This window comes from Streptomyces sp. NPDC107471 (assembly GCF_055582845.1).
Genome location: NZ_JBVJPC010000001.1, coordinates 660,562 through 678,862, shown reverse-complemented (window position 1 = coordinate 678,862; position 18,301 = coordinate 660,562). Strand labels below are relative to the sequence as shown.

General features: G+C 72.5%; 18 protein-coding genes. 6 read left to right on the top strand and 12 right to left on the bottom strand.

Going from position 1 to position 18,301, the window contains the following annotated elements:
- Positions 1 to 68 precede the first annotated feature (68 nt).
- Positions 69 to 662: an AAA family ATPase gene (locus ACZ66S_RS03010; protein ID WP_469899198.1), complete on the top strand. Its 594-nt coding sequence runs from the start codon at positions 69 to 71 to the stop codon at positions 660 to 662.
- On the opposite strand, the gene ACZ66S_RS03005 is transcribed toward ACZ66S_RS03010, so the two are convergent.
- From ACZ66S_RS03005 to ACZ66S_RS02975, 7 genes are all read right to left on the bottom strand, one after another.
- Positions 650 to 1,621 carry an N-acetylglucosamine kinase gene (locus ACZ66S_RS03005; protein ID WP_469899197.1) on the bottom strand — a complete coding sequence of 324 codons (972 nt, stop codon included), beginning with the start codon at positions 1,619 to 1,621 and terminating at the stop codon, positions 650 to 652. The two genes, ACZ66S_RS03010 and ACZ66S_RS03005, sit on opposite strands and share 13 nt — an antisense overlap.
- Positions 1,612 to 2,877 carry a 6-phospho-beta-glucosidase gene (locus ACZ66S_RS03000; RefSeq protein WP_469899195.1) on the bottom strand — a complete coding sequence of 422 codons (1,266 nt, stop codon included), beginning with the start codon at positions 2,875 to 2,877 and terminating at the stop codon, positions 1,612 to 1,614. The genes ACZ66S_RS03005 and ACZ66S_RS03000 overlap by 10 nt, the downstream gene beginning before the upstream one ends.
- 89 nt (positions 2,878 to 2,966) lie before the next feature.
- The gene (locus ACZ66S_RS02995) at positions 2,967 to 3,860 is read right to left on the bottom strand and encodes a carbohydrate ABC transporter permease (RefSeq protein ID WP_469899193.1); all 894 of its coding nucleotides are present in this window, start codon (positions 3,858 to 3,860) and stop codon (positions 2,967 to 2,969) included.
- Positions 3,861 to 3,862: 2 nt separating this feature from the next.
- Positions 3,863 to 4,807 carry a carbohydrate ABC transporter permease gene (locus tag ACZ66S_RS02990; RefSeq protein ID WP_469899191.1) on the bottom strand — a complete coding sequence of 315 codons (945 nt, stop codon included), beginning with the start codon at positions 4,805 to 4,807 and terminating at the stop codon, positions 3,863 to 3,865.
- The gene (locus ACZ66S_RS02985; protein ID WP_469899189.1) at positions 4,807 to 6,150 is read right to left on the bottom strand and encodes an ABC transporter substrate-binding protein; all 1,344 of its coding nucleotides are present in this window, start codon (positions 6,148 to 6,150) and stop codon (positions 4,807 to 4,809) included. Before ACZ66S_RS02985 ends, ACZ66S_RS02990 begins: the two co-directional genes overlap by 1 nt.
- 55 nt (positions 6,151 to 6,205) lie before the next feature.
- The gene (locus ACZ66S_RS02980) at positions 6,206 to 7,399 is read right to left on the bottom strand and encodes an ROK family transcriptional regulator (RefSeq protein ID WP_469899188.1); all 1,194 of its coding nucleotides are present in this window, start codon (positions 7,397 to 7,399) and stop codon (positions 6,206 to 6,208) included.
- Between the two features lie 179 nt (positions 7,400 to 7,578).
- Positions 7,579 to 8,676, bottom strand: coding sequence for a mechanosensitive ion channel family protein (locus ACZ66S_RS02975; protein WP_469899186.1), 1,098 nt, complete (start codon positions 8,674 to 8,676; stop codon positions 7,579 to 7,581).
- A gap of 282 nt (positions 8,677 to 8,958) precedes the next feature.
- Here ACZ66S_RS02975 and ACZ66S_RS02970 point away from each other — a divergent pair, with 282 nt between their 5' ends.
- Positions 8,959 to 9,495, top strand: coding sequence for an HNH endonuclease (locus tag ACZ66S_RS02970; RefSeq protein ID WP_030609777.1), 537 nt, complete (start codon positions 8,959 to 8,961; stop codon positions 9,493 to 9,495).
- A 456-nt stretch (positions 9,496 to 9,951) separates the two neighbouring features.
- Here ACZ66S_RS02970 and ACZ66S_RS02965 read toward each other — a convergent pair whose 3' ends face one another.
- Genes ACZ66S_RS02965 through ACZ66S_RS02955 form a run of 3 tightly spaced genes read right to left on the bottom strand, consistent with a single transcriptional unit; the run spans position 9,952 to position 12,532 of the window.
- On the bottom strand, positions 9,952 to 11,319 hold the full coding sequence (locus ACZ66S_RS02965; protein ID WP_469899184.1) for an FtsX-like permease family protein: 1,368 nt from the start codon (positions 11,317 to 11,319) through the stop codon (positions 9,952 to 9,954).
- Positions 11,316 to 12,002 (bottom strand): ABC transporter ATP-binding protein, encoded by a 687-nt coding sequence (locus ACZ66S_RS02960; protein WP_469899183.1) that lies wholly within the window; start codon positions 12,000 to 12,002, stop codon positions 11,316 to 11,318. Before ACZ66S_RS02960 ends, ACZ66S_RS02965 begins: the two co-directional genes overlap by 4 nt.
- Positions 11,999 to 12,532 carry a PadR family transcriptional regulator gene (locus ACZ66S_RS02955; protein ID WP_469899181.1) on the bottom strand — a complete coding sequence of 178 codons (534 nt, stop codon included), beginning with the start codon at positions 12,530 to 12,532 and terminating at the stop codon, positions 11,999 to 12,001. Before ACZ66S_RS02955 ends, ACZ66S_RS02960 begins: the two co-directional genes overlap by 4 nt.
- 244 nt (positions 12,533 to 12,776) lie before the next feature.
- Here ACZ66S_RS02955 and ACZ66S_RS02950 point away from each other — a divergent pair, with 244 nt between their 5' ends.
- The 3 genes from ACZ66S_RS02950 (at position 12,777) to ACZ66S_RS02940 (ending at position 15,424) form a co-directional block, all read left to right on the top strand.
- Complete coding sequence (locus ACZ66S_RS02950; protein ID WP_468379824.1) at positions 12,777 to 12,992, top strand: hypothetical protein; 216 nt, start codon at positions 12,777 to 12,779, stop codon at positions 12,990 to 12,992.
- On the top strand, positions 12,993 to 15,047 hold the full coding sequence (gene malQ, locus ACZ66S_RS02945; protein WP_469899179.1) for a 4-alpha-glucanotransferase: 2,055 nt from the start codon (positions 12,993 to 12,995) through the stop codon (positions 15,045 to 15,047).
- An 80-nt stretch (positions 15,048 to 15,127) separates the two neighbouring features.
- Positions 15,128 to 15,424, top strand: a complete 297-nt coding sequence (locus ACZ66S_RS02940; protein WP_469899177.1) for a hypothetical protein — start codon at positions 15,128 to 15,130, stop codon at positions 15,422 to 15,424.
- A gap of 152 nt (positions 15,425 to 15,576) precedes the next feature.
- Here the strand turns inward: ACZ66S_RS02940 and ACZ66S_RS02935 are convergent, their stop codons facing one another.
- Positions 15,577 to 16,143 carry a TetR/AcrR family transcriptional regulator gene (locus ACZ66S_RS02935; protein ID WP_469899176.1) on the bottom strand — a complete coding sequence of 189 codons (567 nt, stop codon included), beginning with the start codon at positions 16,141 to 16,143 and terminating at the stop codon, positions 15,577 to 15,579.
- Positions 16,144 to 16,271: 128 nt separating this feature from the next.
- Between ACZ66S_RS02935 and ACZ66S_RS02930 the strand changes: the two genes are divergently transcribed.
- Positions 16,272 to 17,723, top strand: coding sequence for an FAD-dependent monooxygenase (locus ACZ66S_RS02930; RefSeq protein ID WP_469899175.1), 1,452 nt, complete (start codon positions 16,272 to 16,274; stop codon positions 17,721 to 17,723).
- A gap of 18 nt (positions 17,724 to 17,741) precedes the next feature.
- Here the strand turns inward: ACZ66S_RS02930 and ACZ66S_RS02925 are convergent, their stop codons facing one another.
- Positions 17,742 to 18,251, bottom strand: a complete 510-nt coding sequence (locus ACZ66S_RS02925; protein WP_469899173.1) for a MarR family winged helix-turn-helix transcriptional regulator — start codon at positions 18,249 to 18,251, stop codon at positions 17,742 to 17,744.
- Between the last annotated feature and the right edge of the window lie 50 nt (positions 18,252 to 18,301).

Sequence of the window (18,301 nt, the reverse complement as noted above, 5' to 3'; positions counted from 1 at the left end):
CACCCCTTGCCCATGAATACGCCGCCGGAATCGGTTCGGTTCCCCCGGGGGCGCGTAGGGTCGCCGTCGTGCGCGGGGTACGTGTGGTGATGATCGGCGGAACGTCACATACCGGTAAGTCCACGGTCGCGGCGGAGGTCGCCGGGCGGCTCGGCGTCGGGCATCGCTCGACCGACCTGCTGGCGAGACACCCCGGGCGGCCCTGGCGCACGCCGGAGCGGGAGGTGCCGCCGCACGTGGCCGAGCACTACGCGACGCTCGGCGTCGACGAGTTGATCGCCTCGGTCCTCGCCCACTACGAGCGGCTCTGGCCCCGCGTCGAGGAGCTGGTCCGGACCCACGCGGGCGCGGGGCCCGGCCTGGTCCTGGAGGGTTCCGCCCTGTGGCCCGAGCGGGTCGCCGCACTGGACGTCCCGGGCACGGCCGCCGTGTGGCTCACCGCCGGCGAGGACGTCGTACGCGCCCGGATCCGTGCGGGCGGGCGCTACGACGAGGCGTCGGAGGCGGAACGCGCGCTGATGGACGCGTTCCTGGCCCGCAGCGTGCGTTTCCAGGAGCTCGTGGTGGCGGCGGCCGACCGGCTGGGGCTGCCCCGCGTCCACGTCGAGGACGGCATGTCCGTCCCCGACGTGGCCGACGCGGTGCTCGCTCAGGCCTCGTAGAACGCCCGCACCCTCGTCTGCGCCTCCGGGGACGCTCCCGCCCGGTCCAGGCCGAGGAGCGCGGCGCCCAGGACCGGACTCGCGGTCACCACCCGGGGCACCGCCTTCGGGGCCCGGGCGGCCAGCAGTTCCCGTACGCCGTCGTCCAGTTGGGGATGGCGGGCGGCCAGGACGCTGCCGCCGAGCAGGACCGGGGTCTCCTCGTCGAGCAGGTCGAGACGGGTCAGGGCCACCGTCGCCATGGACACCACCTCGTCGGCCAGGCGGTCGACGAGCGAGCGGGCCACCGGGTCGCCGGCGGCGGCCGTGGCGAACAGCACCGGCGTCAGTTCGTGACGGCGGGCGGTGGCGATCTCCTCCAGGTGCAGGGCCTCGATGAGGGCGTACATCGACGGCAGCCCGAAGTGAGCGGGCAGCACGCGCGCGAGCTCGGTGTCGGCACCCCGCCCGTCCTCCGCGCGGGCCGCGTGCCACAGGGCCTCCTCCGCGAGGCCCCAGCCGCCGCCCCAGTCACCGGAGATCCGGCCGAGCGCGGGGAAACGGGCGGTACGGCCGTCGGGCCGCATGCCGACGCAGTTGATGCCCGCGCCGCACACCACGGCGACCCCGCGCGGTTCGGTGGCCCCGGCCCGCAGGATCGCGAAGGTGTCGTTGCGGACCTCCACGTCCCGGCTCCACGCGCGCGCGTGGAGCGCCGCGGTCAACTGCTGCTCCTCCACCGGGAAGTCCGCGTTGGCGAGACAGGCCGACACGTGCTCCACCGCGCTCACCCCGGCGGCGGCGAAGGCCCGGCCGACCGCGTCGGCGACGACGTCCACCGCCTTCTCGACGCCCACCACCGGCGGCCGGAACCCGCCGCCGCGGGCCGTGGCGAGGACGCTTCCGTCCGCCGCCACGACCGCGACGTCGGTCTTGCTGTTGCCCGCGTCGACGGCGAGGACGCTTGCGGTCAGGCCCACGCGAGATGCTCCCGGTTGTGTGCGATCAGTCGGTCCGTGAGGCCCTCGGCGTACGCGTACTGGCCGACGAGGGGGTGGGCGAGCAGTGCCTTGAAGACCCGGTCCCGGCCCCCGTGCAGGGCGGCCGCCAGCGCCAGGTCCTCGTACGCGGTGACGTTGGCCATCAGCCCCGCGAACAGCGGGTCGACAACCGGTACCGCCAGCGGGGTCGGCCCCTTGGGACCCACCGCGGCCTGCACCTCGATCACCGCGTCCGCGGGCAGGAAGGGCAGCGTGCCCCGGTTGAGGGTGTTGACCACCTGGTAGGGGCTGCCGCCCCCGCCGAGCAGCCCGGCGGCCAGGTCCACCGCCGCCTCCGAGTAGTAGGCGCCGCCGCGCTTGGCGAGCAGCTCCGGCTTCTCGTCCAGCGCCGGGTCGCCGTACATCCGCAGCAACTGCTCCTCCATCGCCGCGACTTCGGCGGCCCGGGACGGCTTGGTGCCGAGTTCCCGTACGACCTCGTCGTGCGCGTAGAAGTAGCGCAGGTAGTACGACGGGACCACGCCGAGCCGGTCCAGCAGCACGGGCGGCAGGTGCAGGTCGCCGGCGATGGTCTCGCCGTGCTCGCCGAGCAGCTTGGGCAGGACGTTCTCGCCCTCGGGGCCGCCGAGCCGTACCCCGGTCTCCCAGGTGAGGTGGTTGAGGCCCACGTGGTCGAGGTGGACGTCGGAGGGGGTGACGCCGAGCAGCCCGGCGAACTTCCGCTGGAAGCCGATCGCCACGTTGCACAGGCCGACCGCCTTGTGGCCGGCCTGGAGGAGGGCGCGGGTGACGATCCCGACCGGGTTGGTGAAGTCGATGATCCAGGCGTCCGGGTTGGTCCGGCGGACGCGTTCGGCGATGTCGAGGACGACCGGGACCGTGCGCAGCGCCTTGGCGAGGCCGCCCGCGCCGGTGGTCTCCTGGCCGACGCAGCCGCACTCAAGGGGCCAGGTCTCGTCCTGCAGACGGGCCGCCTGGCCGCCGACGCGGAGTTGCAGCAGCACGGCGTCGGCGCCGTCCACACCCGCGTCCAGGTCGGAGGTGGTGACGATACGGCCGTCGTGGCCCTGCTTGGCGAAGATGCGCCGGGCGAGCCCGCCGACCAGCTCCAGGCGCTCGGCGGCCGGGTCGACCAGGACGAGTTCCTCGACGGGCAGGGTGTCGCGCAGACGGGCGAAACCGTCGATCAGTTCGGGGGTGTAGGTCGAGCCTCCGCCGACCACGGTGAGTTTCACTGGGGGTTCCCTCGCTTCCGGGTGCCGGGGACGGTGTCGGTCGGCCGGGGGTCCGGGGGTCGGCCCCCGGGGAGACGCAGCATGCTTGGTTAACCCTTCACTCCGGTCAGCGTGACGCCCTCGACGAACGCCTTCTGTGCGAAGAAGAACACGAGGATCACGGGGGCCATGACCAGTACGGTCGCGGCCATGGTGAGGTTCCAGTCGGTGTGGTGCATGCCCTTGAAGGACTCCAGGCCGTAGCTCAGTGTCCAGGCGTTCTGGTTCTCCGAGGCGTAGATCTGCGGGCCGAAGTAGTCGTTCCAGGCGTAGAAGAACTGGAAGAGCGCGACGGCCGCGATACCGGGTTTGGCCATCGGGATGACGACCCGCAGCAGGGTGCGCAGGTCACCGCAGCCGTCGACCTTCGCCGCGTCCACGTACTCGTTCGGGATCGTCATCAGGAACTGCCGGAGCAGGAAGATCGAGAACGCGTCCCCGAACGCCATCGGGATGATCAGCGGCCACAGCGTGCCGGACAGCCCGAGCTGCTTCGCCCAGAACAGGTACATCGGGATGATGACGACCTGCGGCGGCAGCATCATCATCGAGATCACCAGCATCAGGGACAGGTTGCGGCCCCGGAAGCGGAACTTGGCGAGCGCGTACGCCACCGGGATCGACGACACGACCGTGAGGACCGTTCCCAGCCCCGCGTAGATCAGCGTGTTGCGCCACCAGGTCAGAAAGCCCGGGGTGTCGAAGACCCGCCGGTAGTTTCCCCACTCCCAGGTGTGCGGGATCAGATCGCGGCTGAGGGCCTGGCTGTCGCTCATCAGCGAGGTCAGGAACACGAACACGAAGGGCAGCGTGAAGAAGAGGGCGGCGGCGATGCCGAGGGAGTGCACCGCCACCCACTCCAGGAGGGCCCGGCGCCGGGCGGTGCGCTCGGCGGGGGAGGCCGGGGTCTTCAACTCCACCGGCCGGTCCAGTACTTGGGTCATGGTCAGTCACCTGCCTGGAGGAGACCGCCCCGGCGCCGCATCAGGAACGCGGTGAACACCATCGACAGGGCGAAGAGGACGAGGGCGACGACACACGCGGAGCCGTAGTCGAAGCGCTGGAAGCCGAGGTTGTAGACGAGCTGGGGGAGGGTCAGCGTGGACTTGTCCGGATAGCCGGGCTCGAACTGCGTGCCCGCGCCCTGGATCACCCCCGAGGCAACCTTCCCCGCGATCAACGGCTGTGTGTAGTACTGCATGGTCTGGATGACGCCGGTGACCACCGCGAACATCACGATCGGCGAGATGTTGGGAAGGGTGACGAACCGGAACCGCTGCCAGGCCGAGGCCCCGTCCAGCTCGGCCGCCTCGTACTGCTCCCGGGGCACGTCCAGCAGGGCGGCCATGAAGATGACCATCAGGTCGCCGATGCCCCACAGGGCGAGCAGGGTGAGGGCCGGCTTCGACCAGGTGGGGTCGTTGAACCAGCCGGGGGCCGGGATGCCGACCTTCTCCAGGATCGAGTTGACCGGCCCCGTACCGGGGTTGAGCAGGAACGCGAAGGCCATGGTGGCGGCGACGGGCGGGGCCAGGTACGGCAGGTAGAAGAGCGTCCGGAAGACCCCCGTACCCGTCTTGATCTTCGTGATCAGCAGGCCGATCCCGAGGCCGAAGACGACCCGCAGGGACACCATCACCACGACCAGCCACAGGGTGTTGCGCAGGGCCGGCCAGAAGAACGGGTAGTGCTCGAAGACATACGTCCAGTTCTTCGTCCCGCTCCAGGTCGGCGGCCTGAAGCCGTCGTAGTGCATGAACGAGAAGTACAGGGTGGACAGCAGCGGGTAGGCGAAGAAGACCGAGAAGCCGACCAGCCAGGGCGACATGAAGGCGAGGGTCCGCAGCGCCGACCGGCGGCGCTTGGCGGCGAGGGTGATCGTCGCGGCCATCACTGCGCCTGCGTGATGTCCGTGTCGATCTGCTTGGCCGCGGCGGCGAGGCCCTTCTTCAGGTCGGTGACCTTGCCGCTCTCGTAGTCGTAGCCGAGCTGCTGGATCGTGGTGAGGTACACGCCGCCGTTGATCGAGGACGGGGCGGTCGTCGAGTCGGGGTTCGCGGCGATGTCCAGGAAGGTCTTGAAGCGCGGGTCGTACTTCAGCTTCGGGGACTTCAGGGCCGCGAGCGTCGAGGGCACGTTGTGGATGGCGTTGGAGAAGCCGACCACCGCGTCCGTGTCCGTGGTGATGTACTTCAGGAACTCCCAGGCCGCGTTCTGCTTGGTGCTGTTGGCGGCGATGCCGGCGATGGTGCCGGTGATGTAGCCCTTGCCGTACTGCTCGGCCTGGTCGTCGGGCACGGGCAGCGGGGCCACGCCGATCTCGAAGCCCGGCTTGGCGTCCACGGCCATGCCGAGGCGCCACTCCCCGTCGAGCTGCATGGCGACCTGACCGGTCTGGAAGGGGTGCTTGGGGCCCCACTCGTCGCCGAGCCCGGCACGGTACTTCTCCAGCTTGGTGTAGCCGCCGAGATCGTCGACGAGCTTCTTCTGGAGGGTGAACGCGGCGGCGACGGCCGGGTCGGTGGCGATCGTGGACTTGCCCGCCTTGTCGAAGTAGGTGGGCGAGAACTGGCCCATGTAGTGCTCGGTCGTGGTCTCCCAGCCGTGGTAGTTCGGCATGAACCCGAGCTGCTTGTACGAGCCGCCCTGCGCGATCGTCAGCTTCTTGGCGTCGGCCGCGAACTCGCTCCAGGTCTTGGGCGGGCCGGCGATCCCGGCCTTCTCGAACGCGGTCTTGTTGTAGTAGAGGCCGTAGGCGTCGCCCAGCAGCGGTACGGCACAGCGGTCGTCCTCGAACTGCGTGTACTGGTTCATCGCGGCCGGGAAGGTCTTGGCCGGGTCGATCCCCGACTTCTCGAGGAACGGGTTCAGGTCGACCAGCGCGCCCGAGGAGCAGAACTTGCCCACGTTGTTCGTGGTGAACGACGAGATGACGTCCGGGGCCTTGCCGCCGCCCGCGCGCAGCGCCTGGTTGATCTTGTCGTCGGTCATGTTGCCGACGACGTTGACGTGGATGTTGGGGTGCGCCTTCTCGAACCCGGCGACCAGCGCCTTCACCCCCGCCACCTCGGAGTCCGCGCTCCAGGCGTGCCAGAAGTTGACGGTCGTCTCCTTCGAGACGTCGTCGTCGGCACCGGAGGAGGACTGGCCGGTGCAGGCGGTGGTGACGAGCACCGCGGACACGGTCAGGGCAAAGGCCGCTTTTCGGGCGGACGAGGGTATGGCTGAGCGCATGACGGGGTCTCCCAGGGACGGGCGGTGAGTGAGATGTGTGGGGGAGTACGGAAGGTCAGCGTGAGGTGTCGAAGACCTCGTCGCGGGTGGCCGCCAGCGCGCTCTCCAGCGCGCCGCGCAGCACGGGGTGTGCACGGACGGCGCCGACGACCAGCCGGGGCCGGGAGGCTGCCAGTTCCTCCAGCTCGGCCTGGACGAGGGCGCGCAGGGTGTCGCCGCCGGCGGTGAGCGAGGCACCGCTGAGGACGACGAGCTCGGGGTCGAGGACGGAGACGAGCGAGGCGAGACCGGTGGCCAGCCGGGTGGCGTAGGTCTCCAGGAGCAGCCGGTTCAGGGCGGTGTCCTCGGCGGCGGCCCGCTCGACGAGGGTGGCGGCGACCTCGGCGTACGGTCCCGACGGGATGTCGGTCATGCCGAGCTCGCGGGCGAGCCGGGGGACGGCCTGGGAACCGGCGAGTTCCTGGTAGCCGCCGCTGTTGGCCTTGGTCACCTGGCGGACCAGGGGTGCGCCCGGGACCGGCAGGAAGCCGACCTCCCCGGCACCTCCGGTCCAGCCGCGGTGCAGCCGGCCGCCGAGGACCAGGGCGGCGCCGAGCCCGCCCTCGTTCCACAGCAGTACGAAGTCCTCGTGGCCGCGGGCCGCCCCGAGCCGCTGTTCGGCCACCGCGACGAGGTTGACGTCGTTCTCGTACTCGACCGGCATCGGGAGCGCGGCGGCGAGTTCGTCGAGGAGGGTCGGGGTGTGCCAGCCGGGGAGGTGGGAGGCGTAGCGCAGCCGGCCCGTGCCCGGGTCGAAGGCGCCCGGGGTGCCGATGACGAGCCGGTGGACGTCGCCGCGGGCCAGTCCCGCCGCCTTCACCGCGCCGTCGAGGGCGTCGGTGACCTGCCGCACGACGGGCTGGGCGGGCCGGCGTCCAGGGGTGGGCAGTTCGTAGGAGCCCACCGTGCGGCCGGTGATGTCGGCCACGGCGGCCAGGACGCGCTCGGGGGTGACGTCGAGCCCGGCGGCGTAGGCGGCGGTCGGGTCGACCTCGTAGAGCTGGGCGTTGGGCCCGGGCCTGCCCTCGCTGGTGCCGGTGGCGAGGACCAGCCCCGACGCCTCCAGGCGGGCCAGGAGCTGGGACGCGGTCGGCTTGGAGAGGCCGGTGAGCTTGCCGATCCGCGTACGGGAGAGGGGGCCGTGCTCCAGCAGGAGGTCGAGTGCGGCACGGTCGTTCATGGCGCGCAGTGTGCGTGGTGTGCCTGCCATGGGTGCCCCTCTCCGTGACTGCCGGACGACTTTACTGTCCGGAAACTGTTAGGAAGGTTTCCTATCTGATGCACGGGAACTTAGGTCTGGGCCACCTGTCAGTCAAGAGGGGAACGACAAACCGCCCCCGCAGGAGACGGAGTCGTTACCTGCGGGGGCGGTCGCGCGGGAGGTGCGCCCTACTTCGGGGCCGGGCGCTGGACCGGTGCCTGGGCGAGCGGGGAGGCCGCCGCCGACTGCGGGGACTCGGAGTTCGCGAAGACCGACGGGGCCGCGACCGCCGCGGCCGGGTCGGCGCTCTCCTCCTCGGCGGGGACGGTCGCGCCGCCCACGATGCGGATGTCCGCCGCGTCGAAGGCGCGCTTGATCCGCCAGCGCAGCTCGCGCTCGACCGTGAGGGACTTGCCGGGCATCGTCTTGGCGGAGACCCGCACCACCATGGAGTCCAGCAGGACGCTGTCCAGGCCGAGGACCTCGATCGGGCTCCACAGGAGCTCGTTCCAGGGCTCCTCCTTGCTCATCTTCTCGGCGACCTCGCCCAGGACCCGCTTGACCCGGTCGAGGTCCTCGGAGGCGCGCACGGTCACGTCGACGCCGGCCGTGGCCCAGCCCTGCGAGAGGTTGCCGATGCGCTTGACCTCGCCGTTGCGGACGTACCAGATCTCGCCGCTGTCGCCGCGCAGCTTGGTCACGCGCAGGCCGACCTCGATGACCTCGCCCGAGGCCACGCCCGCGTCGATGGTGTCGCCGACGCCGTACTGGTCCTCCAGGATCATGAAGACACCGGAGAGGAAGTCCGTGACGAGGTTGCGGGCGCCGAAGCCGATCGCCACACCCGCGACACCGGCCGACGCCAGCAGCGGGGCGAGGTTGATCTCGAAGGCGCCCAGGACCATCAGGGCGGCCGTGCCCATGATGATGAAGCTCGCCACCGAGCGCAGCACCGAGCCGATGGCCTGCGAGCGCTGGCGACGGCGTTCGTTGTTGACCAGCAGGCCGCCGATCGCCGTGCCGTCGACCGCCTGGGCGGTGCGGTTCATCCGGTCGATGAGCTTGGTGATCGCCCGCCGTACGACCATTCTCAGCACCGCGGCGATCACCAGGATCAGCAGTACCCGCAGACTGATCGCCAGCCAGGTCGACCAGTTCTGCTCGACCCAGCTCGCGGCGTTCGTGGCGCTCTCCTGGGCGTCCTGGAGACTCGGCACGGCCGGCGTCGAGGTGTCCGAGGGGGACGGCGACGGGCTCGCGGCCAGTAGGACGGCGGACAAGGACACGGCAGGTACCTCCAGGTGCTGCGTCTGCCGTCCGGTACGGCGGTCAAGGTCACGAAAAGGTCACCGGTACGGCAGGCTCACCACACTAACGGTGCATCGTGTGTGGATCGTTGCAATGTTCGGGGGAGAGACGGCTCTCACCTGGGGATGAAGAAAGGTGTGGTCGAAAACACTCCCAGCCCGTTACCGGGACATGGTGGCGTTTCTCCCGGCCGAGAGGGGAGACTGACCTCAGTTCGTCCCGGCGCGAGCCACGCGCCGCCGACGCCCAAGGAGGCATCCGTGCCGCATGTCCTGGTACTCAACGCGTCGTACGAGCCCCTCGGCGTCGTACCGCTCCGCCGCGCGCTCGTCCTCGTCCTGGAGAACAAGGCCGTCTCCCTGGAGGAATCCGGCGCCTTCATGCACAGCGCGACCGTCACAGTCCCCGCACCCAGCGTGGTCCGGCTCAAGCGATTCGTCCGGGTTCCCTACCGTGGGCCCGTTCCTCTCACCCGCAGGGCGCTCTTCGCCCGCGACGGGGGCCGGTGCATGTACTGCGGTGGCGTCGCAACCAGCGTCGACCACGTCATCCCGCGCAGCCGCGGGGGCAAGCACGTCTGGGACAACGTCGTGGCGTCCTGCCGGCGCTGCAACCACGTGAAGGCCGACCGGCACCTGTTCGAGATCGGCTGGCGGCTGCGCCACAAGCCCGCTCCACCCTCCGGCCTGGCCTGGCGCATCATCGGCACCGGGCACCGGGATCCGCGCTGGCTGCCGTACTTGCAACCGTACGGCGCCGAGGACGCCATGGCCCGGATCGACGGCATCTCAGCCTGACGACGATCCGGGCCTTTGTGTTGCCGCACACGCCGGCTCGGCCCCGGCCCCGGAGGACCCCCGTGCCTCCGGGGCCGACCCGTCACCGCGCCAGGCGTGCCTGAGTTCCGCGGGCTCGTGTCCGAGTGCCGCGAGTCCGCCGAGCCGTACGTGGCGCGGACCGCCGTCCTCCGCATGACCGCCGGAGCCGGTGGCGCGGCGGTGTCAGGGGTGTCCGAGTTCCGCGGGCACGTGTCCGAGTGGTGCGAGGTCGCGAGCGGTACCCGGCGCCGATCTCCGCACCCTCCCAGCCCGCCACCGCGACCGACGGAGCCGGCGGCAGGGAGGCCGCCGCGGCCGGGTGGACCGCGACGGGGCCAGGAGCGCGACGTACGGCAGGCCCATGCCCGAGCGGTGCGAGCCGTGCCTGGCACCGATCGCCGTGTCCCGACCGCCGGAGCCGTCGGCAGGCCGGTGTCAGGCGTGTCTGAGTTCCGTCGGGTGGGCCGAGCGGCGCAGTAGGGGGAGGGAGGCGGTCGCGGCCAGCAGGCAGGCGGCGTAGACCGCGACGGGGACCAGGAGTGCGGCGTACGGCAGGGTCGTGTCCGAGTGGCGCGAGGCCAGCGAGGCGTACCAGGCGCCGATCGCCGTACCTCCCAGGCCCGCCACAGCGACCGCCGGAGCCAGCGGCAGGGCGGTCTCCAGCAGCGTGGCCCGGGCCAGCACCCGGTACGGCACCCCGGCGGCGACCTGGGCGGCCAGTCCGCGGCGCCGGGCGGCGAGGGACTCGAGGGTGCCCACGGCCAGACCCGTCACGGTCAGGGCGAGGGCGACGAGGATCGCCGCGGCCGTCAGGTCGATGCCGGTCGTGTAGTACGCCAGGTCCGTGCCCAGCGTCCCCTCGCGGCGCATGGTGTGCAGGGTCTCCAGGAGCACCTGGCGCACGCCCACGAAACCGGCCCCGACGACCGTCACCAGCAGCACCGCGGCATGCGTGCGGGCCGCCGCCCACGGGTCGTCCCGCAGTCGTTCCGCCGCGATCAGCAGCGCGGGGCTCTGCGCGCGGGCGGCGAGGGCCCCGCCCAGCCTCCGGGCCGCGGTACCGGCCAGCGACACCGTCGCGATCCCGACGAGCAGGACGAGGGCGAACAGCGCGGGCGGCCCGAGGGCGAGGCGGACCGGACCGCCGGTGAACGAGGACCCGCCGACGAGCAGCGCCGCGCCCCCGAGCAACGCGAACACCGCCTGCAGGGTCCGCCCCGGCCCCCACACGGGCCGTACCCGCCGGACCCACCCCAGCGGTGAGGCCACCACGCGCCGCAGCGACAGCGCGCTCACGGCCGCGCCCAGCACCGGTACGGCCACGGCGACCAGGGCGACACCGGCCCACGCGAGCGCCGGGGGACGGGCCCACAGATGCAGCAGCAGGGGTACGCCCAGGGCGGTCGCCGTCAGCGAACCCGCGAGGCACGCCGGTCCCGACTCCAGGGCCGCGATCCGCCGCACCTGCCACGCGTCGGCCCCCGCCAGCCGCAGCGCGGCCAGCCGGCGGTCCCGGTGCACCGCGCCGATGCGCGCGCACTGGCCGACGAAACCGAGCACCGGGATCAGCAGCAGCGCCGCCACGACGCTCACGTTCCGCCGGTCGCCCGCCGAGTCCAGCAGCCCCGCCCCGAAGGACACGGAGTAGCGCCCGTCCAGTGAGTTCAGCGCGACGACCGCCGCCCCGATGCCCGTCGCGAGCGCCGCCCCGGCGGCCGTGAGCCCGATCCGCCACCACTCCCGCCGGTCGGACCCGCGGGTGAGCAGCCAGGCCGTCCGCAGCTCGCTCGTCAGCGCCTTCACGCCGTCACCTCCAGCGGGACGACGGCCCCGTCGGCCATCCGCACCTCGCGGTCCGCGTACGCCGCCACCTGGGCGTCATGGGTGATCAGCAGAACAGCCGTGCCGGTCTCGCGGGCCGTGTGGACCAGCGCCGTCATGACCTGCTCGCTCGCCAGAGAGTCCAGCGCGCCGGTCGGCTCGTCCGCAAGGACGACCTTCGGGCCGGTGACCAGGGCCCGGGCCAGCGCGGTCCGTTGGGCCTGCCCGCCGCTCAGCTCGCCGGGCCGCAGTCCGGCCTGCCCGCGCACCCCGAACCGCTCCAGCCACGCACCGGCCCGCGTGTGGGCGTCGGCGCGGGACAGGCCCGCGAGCAGCAGCGGCAGCGCCGCGTTGTCGAGGACGGTCAGCTCGGGCACGAGCTGCCCGAACTGGAAGACCACACCGAACTCCGTGCGCCGCAGCTCGCTCAGCTTCTTCTCGGGCAGCTCGGCGAGGCGGCGACCGCGGTAGGACACCGAACCGGCGTCGGGCGCGACGATCCCGGCCAGGCAGTGCAGCAGCGTCGACTTCCCGCTGCCGCTGGCACCGGTCACGGCGAGGATCTCGCCCGCGTCCAGGCGCACCGAGGCGCCGCGCAGGGCCTCGGACCTGCCGTACGTCTTCACGAGGTCGCGGGCCGCGAGCAGCGGCTCTGGGTTGCTCATGCTGAGTCGACCTCCGCGGTCAGGGTGGTGAGCCGGGCCGCCGTGGTGGACATCCAGCGGAGGTCGGCGTCGAGGTGGTTGAGGGCGTAGTCCGCCGAGAGCACGGTCGCGAGGTCGGCCCCCTCGGCGGTCTTGACCGCCGTGAGCTCCCGCATCCGCGCCATGTGGGCGGCGCGCTGGGCCCGGAGGTAGGCGGCCGGGTCGCCGCCGGACAGGATCGAGACGACGACCTTGGCGAAGATCTCGTTGGTCACGAAGGGGGCGGGCGGGGCGATCTGCCCGGCCCACTCGGCCAGTTCGCGCGACCCGGCCTCGGTCGAGCGGTACCTGGTGCGCTCCGGGCCGCCGTCGGAGTCGGTGCCGTCGATCTCGGCGAGGCCGTCCCGGACCAGGCGCTGGAGGGTCGTGTAGACCTGCCCGTAGGCCAGCGGACGGGCCTCGGGGAAACGGTCGTCGTGGCGTCGCTTGAGGTCGTAGCCATGGCTCGGCCCTCCGGCGAGCAGCCCCAGCAGGATGTGGCGGGTGCTCATGGTGATCAGTATGCATCACGTATATGTACTGAGTGAATAGTGATCTCCGGACGACCGGCGATCTACCGGTGGAAGCGGACGGCGGAGTCACCGAACAGGGTGATCTGCGGCCGAGCGGTGGACGTGGGTGACCGGGCCACGGAACATGACGAAGAGCACGTTCTCCCCTTCGGTACGTCTGGCGCCGCGTCCTGTGGGTAGGGCTGCGGTAACCCCCGTCGTCGTACTCGACAAGGAGGCCCCCGTGGCCGCACCGGCACCCCTTCTGCTCCCGGCCCTGTCCAAACCCGAGGCGCCCGCTGAGCACTTCTGTGTCTTCAGCGCCGAGGGCGCCTGCACCGAGACCCCGCTCACCAGCGAACCGCCCCTGCCCGACGCCGAGCAGCCCCTCACCAGCGAGCCGCCGCTCGCCGACGCCGCCCCCCTGACCAGCGAGTCCGACGCATACCTGGAGCCCTAGATGGCGGCGCCCCCCGGTCCGGAGCTCACCCGGCTCGCCGAGTCGTACGGCGTCGCCACCTCCTACCAGCCCTCCCCGGACCGCACGGTCGCCGCCTCCGCCACCGCCGTCACCCTGGCCCTGGCCGCCCTCGGCGTCGACGCGGGCGACCCGGCCGCCGCCCTCGCGGCCCGGGAGCGCGAGCTGCGCGCCCGCCTGCTGCCGCCGACGGTGGTGTGCTGGAGCGGCAGCCCGCCCGCCTTCGTCGCCGACCTGCCCGCGGGCACCCGGCTGCGCATCACCACCGAACAGGGCGAGACCCGCGCCGCAGCCGACCAACTCCCGCCAGGTGTCCACCGGTTGACCGCCACCGCGCCCGACGGCCGCACCGGCGACGCCCACCTGATCGTGGCCCCGCCGCGGCTGCCCGCACCGCCGAGGCGGTCGTACGGCCTCCTCGTCCAGCTCTACTCCCTGCTCTCGCACCGCTCCTGGGGCATGGGCGACCTCGGCGACCTCGCCGAACTGACCTCCTGGGCGGGGCGTGCCCTCGGCGCCGGCTTCGTCCAGGTCAACCCGCTGCACGCGGCGGTGCCCGGCGCCCCCACGGACCCGTCCCCCTACCGACCGTCCTCCCGCCGGTTCCCCGACCCGGTGCACCTGCGCATCGAGGACATCCCCGAGTACGTCCACGTCGCCGACTCCGAACGGCTGCGGACCTTGCGCGAGCGGGCCGAGCGGCTGCGGGGCGCCGTGCTGGACAAGGGCGCGCTGATCGACCGGGACGCGGTGTGGGAGCTCAAGCGCGAGGCGCTCGAACTGATCCGCGAGGTCCCGCTCGGGCCCGGCCGCCGCGCCGCCTACGCCGACTACCTCGCCGAGGGCGGCCAGGCACTGGAGGACCACGCGACCTGGTGCGCGCTGGCCGAGGCGCACGGCCCGGACTGGCGCGGCTGGCCCCCCGGCCTGCGCGACCCGCGGTCCGCCGAGACAGCCCGCGCCCGCCGCGAGCTGATGGACCGCGTCGACTTCCACTGCCGTCTCGCCTGGCTCACCGAGAGCCAGCTCGGCGCCGCGCAGCGCACCGCCCGGGAGGCCGGGATGCCGGTCGGCGTCGTCCACGACCTCGCGGTGGGCGTGCATCCCGAGGGCGCGGACGCATGGGCCCAGCAGGCGTACTTCGCGGCCGGGATGTCCGTAGGAGCACCCCCGGACGCCTTCAACGCCCGCGGCCAGGACTGGGGACTGCCGCCGTGGCGCCCGGACCGGCTGGCGGAGTCGGGCTACGCGCCCTACCGGCAACTGCTGCGGGCCCTCTTCCGGTACGCCGGCGCGCTGCGCATCGACCACGTCATGGGCCTGTTCCGGCTGTGGTGGGTCCCGCAGGGGCACCCGCCCACGGAGGGCACCTACGTCCGCTACGACGCCGAGGCGATGCTCGCCGTGCTCGTCCTGGAGGCCTCGCGGGCCGGGGCGGTGGTGATCGGCGAGGACCTCGGCACGGTCGAACCCGGTGTGCGCGAGGCGCTGCGCGAGCGGGGGGTGCTGGGGACGTCGGTGCTGTGGTTCGAGCGGGACTGGGAGGGCGACGGGCGGCCGCTGCCGCCCGAGCGGTGGCGTGCGGACTGTCTCGCGACCGCGACCACGCACGACCTGCCGCCCACCGCCTCCCGCCTCACCGGGGAACACGTCGAACTCCGCGACAGCCTCGGCCTGTTGACCCGGCCGCTGGAGGTGGAACGCGCGGAGGCCGCGGCGGACACGGCGGAGTGGCTGGAGCTGCTGGCCCGGCTCGGACTCCTGCACGGCACGGGCGGCGGCGCCGACCCCTCCGCGGAGGAGGCGCAGATCCAGGCCGTCCACCGGTACCTGTTGAACACCCCGGCCCGCATGGTGGGGGTCTGGCTGCCCGACGCGGTGGGCGACCGCCGCCCGCAGAACCTGCCTGGCACCTGGGACCAGTACCCGAACTGGCGGTTGCCGATCGCGGACGGGGAGGGACGGGCGGTGACGCTGGAGGACCTGGCGGGATCGGCCCGGCTGCACGCCCTGGTGGAGGTGCTGCGGGCGCCGTAGGAGGGGCGTCCGGCCGGCCGGGGCACCTCGTACGGCACCCCGGGCGCGCGGCCCGAACCGCCGTTGGATACTTTGACTCCGTGGACAAGAAGAACGCCCTGCGCGCCGGCGCCCTGGTGGCCGGTACGACGCTGATGATGCTGCTCATGTCGTCCCCCGCCTCCGCGCTGACCCGCGACGACGGCGACGACCCCGGCACGGGCCTGAGCGTCATCGAGACGCTGGGTCTGTTCGTCGTGGCCCCGCTCGTGCTGTTCGCGGTCATCGCCGGCCTGGTGCTGGTCCTGGACAAGTCCAAGGAAGAGCACCGGGTGACCAGCCGCAACATCAGGACCAAGCCCGCCGAGGCCGAGGCCAAGGCCGGATCCAAGGCCTGACATCGCCTTCGCCGGGACCCTGGTCCCGGCTCTTCCGAGGCACTGACCTCGGTGTCCGGGGCGCCGGCCCCGCCGTACGTACGCGCGTCAGCCGTCCGTGGGCGAGGCCGGCGCCCCGGCGCGTTCTCCCGGCGCGTTCTCCCGGGGCGGGCTCAGGGGTTCGGCGCGGTGAGGTACCGCTGCACCGTGGGGGCCAGCCACGCCACGATCTCCTCGCGCGCCAGCGCCACGGTCGGCGGGAACCGCAGCACGTACCGGGTCAGTGCGAGCCCCAGCAACTGCGTGGCGGCCAGCGCGGCCCGCGCGGGGGCCTGCTCCGGGTCCGGGCACACCCGCAGGGCCACCGGCAGCACCTGCTCCCCGAAAATGCCCCGCATCCGCTCGGCCCCCGCCTGGTTGGTCGCGCCGACCCGCAGCAGCGCGGTGAGCACCTCGTTCTCCTCCCACAGGTCCAGGAAGCGCGACACGAGCGCGCGTCCGATGTCGTGCGGGGGCAGGGAGTCGGGCTCCGGCAGCCTCAGGTCGACGGAGACGGCCGCCGCGAACAGGCCCTCCTTGTTGCCGAAGTAGCGCATCACCATGGACGGATCGATGCGCGCGTCCTTGGCGATGGCGCGGATGGTGGCCCGCTCGTAGCCGTCGGCGGCGAAGCGCTCGCGGGCCGCGGCGAGGATCGCGTCGCGGGTGTCGTCGGAGCGGCGGCGGGGGGTCTCGTTCATGCCGACGATCGTAGGTCAACGTGTGTTGGCCAACAAGTGTTGACGCTGTGGTCAGGTGCCGCTACCTTCGTCAACAGGCGTTGGCAAACAACCGTTGACTTTCGAATCGTCGGCAGCAGGAGGCCACCATGAACGGCACCTCGAAGAACGGCACCCCCGTGATCGTCGTCGGTTCCGGCCCCACCGGCCTGCTCCTGGCCGGTGACCTGGCCGGCGCCGGCGTCCCCGTCACCGTCGTCGAGAGGCGACCGCACCGGATCAGCAACCTCTCCCGCGCCTTCGTCCTGCACGCCCGCACCCTCGAACAGCTCGACGCCCGCGGCCTCGCCGACGGCCTGGAGGCGGTGGGGCAGCGCCTGGACAAACTGCGCCTGTTCGGCAACCTGACCATCGGCCTGGACACCCTCCCCTCCCGCTTCGCCCACCTGCTGGTCCTGCCGCAGTACGAGGTCGAGAAGGCCCTGGAGCGGCGGGCCGTGGAGGCGGGCGTCGACTTCCGGTACGAGACCGAGGTGACGGGCCTGTCCCAGGACGAGAACGGCGTGACGGTACGGGTCGAGGGACCGGGCGGGTCGACGGAGACCCTGCGCGCCGAGTACGTCGTGGGGGCCGACGGCATGCGCAGCGCCGTACGCGACGCGATCGGGCTGCCCTTCCCCGGCCGCTCGGTGATCCGCTCGGTGGTCCTCGCGGACGTCCGCCTCGCCGAGCAGCCCGAGACCCTGCTCACCGTCAACGCCGTGGGGGACGCCTTCGCCTTCATCGCCCCCTTCGGCGACGGCTACCACCGGGTCATCGCCTGGAACCGCGCCCATGACGTCCCCGACAGCGAGCCGCTCGACCTCGACGAGATCAAGGAGGTCACCCGTCTCGCCCTGGGCCGCGACTTCGGGATGCACGACGCCCGCTGGATGTCCCGCTTCCACAGCGACGAACGCCAGGCGCCCGCCTACCGGGTGGGCCGGGTCTTCCTGGCCGGCGACGCCGCCCACGTCCACACCCCGGCCGGCGGCCAGGGCATGAACACCGGGCTCCAGGACGCGGCGAACCTGAGCTGGAAGCTGGCCCAGGTGGCGGGCGGCCACGCGGGCCCCGAGCTGCTGGACACCTACCAGTCCGAACGCCACCCCGTCGGCAGGGCCGTCCTCCGCAGCAGCGGCGGCATCGTCCGCCTCGCGATGGCCAAGCGCCCCTGGGAACTGGCCCTGCGCACCGCCCTCACCACCGTCCTCGACCACGTCGGCCCGGCCCGCCGCAGGATGCTCGGCCAGGTCACCGGAATCGGCTACAAGTACGCCGCGCCGCGCTCGGCCCATCCCCTGACCGGCACCCGGGTGCCCGACGTGGCCTTCGCGGACGGCGGCCGCCTCTACGCGTCCCTGCGCGGCGGCAGGTTCGTCCTGATCACCCCCGAGTCCCACGCCGCCTCGGCCGTCCACAAGGACCGCCTCGCCGTGGAACGCTGGGCGAGCGCCCGGCGCACGACCGTACTGGTACGCCCCGACGGGTACGTGGGGTGGGCGGCGGAGGGGGCGACGGCGGAGGAGATCGAGGGGGCGCTCGCCATGTATGTCGGCTGAGCGGGTGCGGGGCCGGGGTCACTCCGGGGGGTTCTGGGTGCCCTCCAGCAACTTGCGCAGCAGGTCGGACAGTTGGACGGCCTCTTCGTCGTCGAGGGCGGAGAGGGCGTCCGTCTGGGCGGTCAGGCCCGCTCCCACCGCCTCGTCGATGACGTTCAACCCCTTCTCCGTCAGGGTCACCTGGAGGCCGCGGCGGTCGTGGGGGTCGGGGGAGCGGCGCAGGAGGCCGGCGCGTTCGAGCCGGTCCAGGCGGCCCGTCATGCCGCCCGTGGTCAGCATCAGCGTCGAGGAGAGCCGGCGGGGGGAGAGGGTGTACGGCTCCCCGGCGCGGCGGAGTGTGGCGAGGACGTCGAACTCCCCGCGGGAGATGCCGAAGGGGGCGTACACCTTCTCCACGCGGTCGCCCATGGCGCGGGAGAGGCGGTAGACGCGCCCGAAGACCTCCATGGCCCTGGTGTCGAGGTCGGGCCGTACGGCCGCCCACTGCTCGATGATCGCGTCGACGGCGTCCTTGCGCGGTGCACTCATGGGGCGAGTATCCGTGGGCACCGGCTCGGCCGCAAGAAAGTGGCTTGCGG

What these genes read in the sequence shown, in the direction of transcription:
- ACZ66S_RS02960 (WP_469899183.1), bottom strand. Translation starts at nt 12,002, where the DNA reads ATGAGCAACCCAGAGCCGCTGCTCGCGGCCCGCGACCTCGTGAAGACG.
- ACZ66S_RS02980 (WP_469899188.1), bottom strand. Translation starts at nt 7,399, where the DNA reads ATGGCAGGCACACCACGCACACTGCGCGCCATGAACGACCGTGCCGCA.
- ACZ66S_RS02930 (WP_469899175.1), top strand. Translation starts at nt 16,272, where the DNA reads ATGAACGGCACCTCGAAGAACGGCACCCCCGTGATCGTCGTCGGTTCC.
- malQ (WP_469899179.1), top strand. Translation starts at nt 12,993, where the DNA reads ATGGCGGCGCCCCCCGGTCCGGAGCTCACCCGGCTCGCCGAGTCGTAC.
- ACZ66S_RS02985 (WP_469899189.1), bottom strand. Translation starts at nt 6,150, where the DNA reads ATGCGCTCAGCCATACCCTCGTCCGCCCGAAAAGCGGCCTTTGCCCTG.
- ACZ66S_RS02935 (WP_469899176.1), bottom strand. Translation starts at nt 16,143, where the DNA reads ATGAACGAGACCCCCCGCCGCCGCTCCGACGACACCCGCGACGCGATC.
- ACZ66S_RS02955 (WP_469899181.1), bottom strand. Translation starts at nt 12,532, where the DNA reads ATGAGCACCCGCCACATCCTGCTGGGGCTGCTCGCCGGAGGGCCGAGC.
- ACZ66S_RS02990 (WP_469899191.1), bottom strand. Translation starts at nt 4,807, where the DNA reads ATGGCCGCGACGATCACCCTCGCCGCCAAGCGCCGCCGGTCGGCGCTG.
- ACZ66S_RS02995 (WP_469899193.1), bottom strand. Translation starts at nt 3,860, where the DNA reads ATGACCCAAGTACTGGACCGGCCGGTGGAGTTGAAGACCCCGGCCTCC.
- ACZ66S_RS02925 (WP_469899173.1), bottom strand. Translation starts at nt 18,251, where the DNA reads ATGAGTGCACCGCGCAAGGACGCCGTCGACGCGATCATCGAGCAGTGG.